Here is a 3481-nt window from a genome sequence, read left to right on the forward strand (position 1 = left end):
AAAAGAAATATTCAAATCTATGGATTGTACCAACTGAAAGGGGAAGAGCCTGGCAATTTACATATGGAAATCAAGTAGATAGTCAACCAAAATGGTCACCAGATGGAAAATATATTGCTTTCATTTCAAATAGAGATGATGAAAAACAATCACAGATTCACATAATACCTTTTCATGGTGGTGAAGCAAGAAAGCTAACAAATCTAAAAGGAACTATAAGTATATTTGAATGGTCACCTGATGGTAAAAGGCTTGTTTGCCAGTTTCGTAAAAAGGATAATGATGAAATAGAGAGGGAAAAGGATGAGCAAAAGAAAAAACTTGGTATTGTATCCCGCCACATTAAGCGTATTTTCTATAAATTAGATGCAACAGGAACTTTACCTAAAGAAAGATGGCATATATGGACAATAGATATTTCTACGGGTAAAGCTAAACAATTGACCGAAAGTGATATCTATGATGATTTAGAACCCCATTGGTCTCATAATGGTAAGGAAATAGTCTTCTGTTCCAATCACAGTAAAGATCCTGACCTTGATCCAGATGCTATAGATTTATTTATGATTTCAGCAGATGGAGGAGAACTCAGTAAAATAAAAACACCTATAGGACCAAAAGATAAACCAACTTTTTCTCCAGATGGAAAATTGATTGCTTACTTTGGACAAAAAGGTAAAGGGAAGTGGTGGAAAAACACTTACTCATGGATTGTACCAGTGGATAATAGTAAGAAAGCAAAGAACCTAACAGAGAAGTTTGATTTTGATGTATCAAGCACTACTATAAATGACATACCAGGACTTCTTCCTTTAATACCACCAATATGGTCTAATAATGGAAATAAAATATATTTTCAAGTTTCACAATATGGGAATACTACTCTCAAATCAATTGCATTAAGTGGAAGAAAGCAAAGTTTGCAAACAGTGGCTGGAGGTAAGGGAGTTGTTGGTTTTTATAGCTTTGACAATGAACAGTTGAAACTGGCCTATTTTAATGCAAATATGACTGAATTGGGACAGGTTTGGATTGAAGATTTAAATACCAAACAGTCCAAAAAATTAACCCATATTAATGAAAACTTATTGCGATATAGAGATCTTGGCGAAATGGAGGAAGTCTGGTTTAAAGGTGCTGCAAATAATGATCTACAAGGTTGGATTCTCAAACCACCCAATTTTGATGAATCAAAAAAATACCCATCAATTTTAGAGATTCATGGGGGACCCAGAGTCCAGTATGGTAACTTCTTTATGCATGAGTTTTACTTTTTAGCTGCACAAGGATATGTTATTTATTTTTGCAACCCCAGAGGAAGCCAAGGATATGGTGAAGAACATTCGAAAGCAATCTGGAATAACTGGGGAACAGCAGATTATGATGATTTAATAAAATGGGTTGATTTTGTTGAAAAGAAACCATATATAGATGCTAAAAGAATGGGTGTGACAGGTGGTAGTTACGGTGGATACATGACTAACTGGATTATTGGACATACAGATCGCTTTAAAGCTGCTGTTACACAAAGAAGTGTAAGTAATCTTATAAGTATGTATGGGTCTAGTGACTATAATTGGGCATTTCAATACGAGCTTGGTAATGAACCACCTTGGGAGAATATGGAAAATTACTGGCGTCAATCACCTATGAAATACATAGGTAATGTGAAAACACCAACATTAATAATACATAGCGAACAGGATCTGCGTTGTGCAATTGAACAAGGTGAACAAATATTTGTTGCCTTAAAAAAATTAGGGGTAGATACTGAAATGGTAAGTTTTCCTGAAGAACCTCATGGGCTTTCACGTAGCGGTAGAACTGACAAGCGTATCGAAAGATTAAAACATATTGCGGGTTGGTTTGATAGATATTTAAAAGAGAATAATAAATAAAAACTAAAAAAGAAATTATAGATAAATCTCAATAAATTTCATCCCTCCGAAAGGAATAAAGTAAAGGAACTATATCCTAAAGCACATGTGCATACATTCAAAAGTAGTGGTCATTTAACAACGATTGTCAAAAGAGAAGAATATATTTCTGTTGTTAGAAAATTTCTAAAAGGAAAATGAGCTTTTACTGTTATTAAGTATCTATTGTTCCTATATATTAGAAATTTAGAGTTATAGAGAATGGAGGTAAATTAATATGAATGAAGAAATTAGAGACTTGAAGGCTGTTGGGAATGTGATGAATTTGAAACCTGTAAAAAACTTGATTTTTTGAAACCAAATCATGGAGATACTCACATAAAGAATTTAAGAATAATTAAGAGAAAAGGGACTGATGAATTTATTAAAGGGAAGAAATACTGGTATTCTAAAATAAAACAAAGCAATTTATAAGAGAGTGGGTTAGATGAAGGGAAAATTAATCTAAAATTAGGGGATTTAATGAAAATAGCAGTAGATGAGCTGCAAAAAAAGAATCTTACTTTATTATTAACTAACTTACAACAAAAGATTTTGGGCTGTTATGAACTGGAAGAAAAAGCATTTCAAAAGTTAGATTATCTAATTAAATAAATATTACCTATTACTATAAAATTTATATAAAATGATGAGAGGGATAAAATATGCCTCTTTTAACATTTCTTTTTGAAGCAGTGCTTATTTCTTTATCTGGTGTTTTGGCACCTGGACCCATTACAGCTGTAACAGTAGAAAAAGGGAACAAGTCTCCTCATGCTGGAGCATTGGTTGCAATAGGTCATGGAATAGTTGAGCTTCCTCTGATTATATCTATATTTTATGGCTTTGGATATTTATTAAAGCTGAACTATGTGAAAGAAGTAATTGCTTTTGTGGGAGGATTATTTCTCTTATTTATGGGGATCAGCATGTTTCGTAGCATTAAACAAATTGATGTTAATTCTAAAAAATCCACTCACCTTCCTATAATAGATGGAATACTTCTAAGTTTGTGGAATCCTTATTTTCTTATTTGGTGGGCTACTGTGGGAGCTACACTAATTTTTCGATCCATTAGTTTTGGTATGTTAGGCCTTTTGTTTTTTATGTTATTTCACTGGTTGTGTGATTTTTTCTGGTGCTATTTTCTCTCAATCTTATCATTCAGAGGTAGACAGTACTTTGGAAAAAAATTCCAGAAGATTGTTTCTACCATATGTGGTGCGTTTCTTTTATTTTTTGGTGGAAAATTTATTTATGATTCTATAAAAATGTTTTTTATATAGTGAAAAGTTATTAGAAATTCCCCAGTTAGTGGTAAGAAAAAACAATATTTTCATCTACACTTAAAAGAGATAGAATGGCGATTTAACCATCGTAACGAGAATTTAGTTGTACTACTTCGTAAGTTACTAAATCAGAGAATTTAAATTGTCAAAGAACAAAGTTAGTGCAATTTTGTTTAGGTATTACCAAACAGGATAATAAAGAGAGATTAAATATTTTAAGGAAAGAAATGGATATAATAACTGCAATTAAAAAGCGTATAAGTACCCGTAGTTATA

General features: G+C 32.3%; 2 protein-coding genes. Both read left to right on the forward strand.

Annotated elements, in window-relative coordinates; genetic code table 11:
• A partial coding sequence (locus KKC53_07035; protein MBU2598900.1) for a S9 family peptidase occupies positions 1–1898 on the forward strand: 1898 nt, incomplete at its 5' end.
• A gap of 683 nt (positions 1899–2581) precedes the next feature.
• Complete coding sequence (locus KKC53_07040; protein MBU2598901.1) at positions 2582–3202, forward strand: LysE family translocator; 621 nt, start codon at positions 2582–2584, stop codon at positions 3200–3202.
• Positions 3203–3481: the final 279 nt, after the last annotated feature.

The organism is Actinomycetota bacterium, assembly GCA_018830725.1.
Taxonomy (GTDB): domain Bacteria; phylum Actinomycetota; class Humimicrobiia; order JAHJRV01; family JAHJRV01; genus JAHJRV01.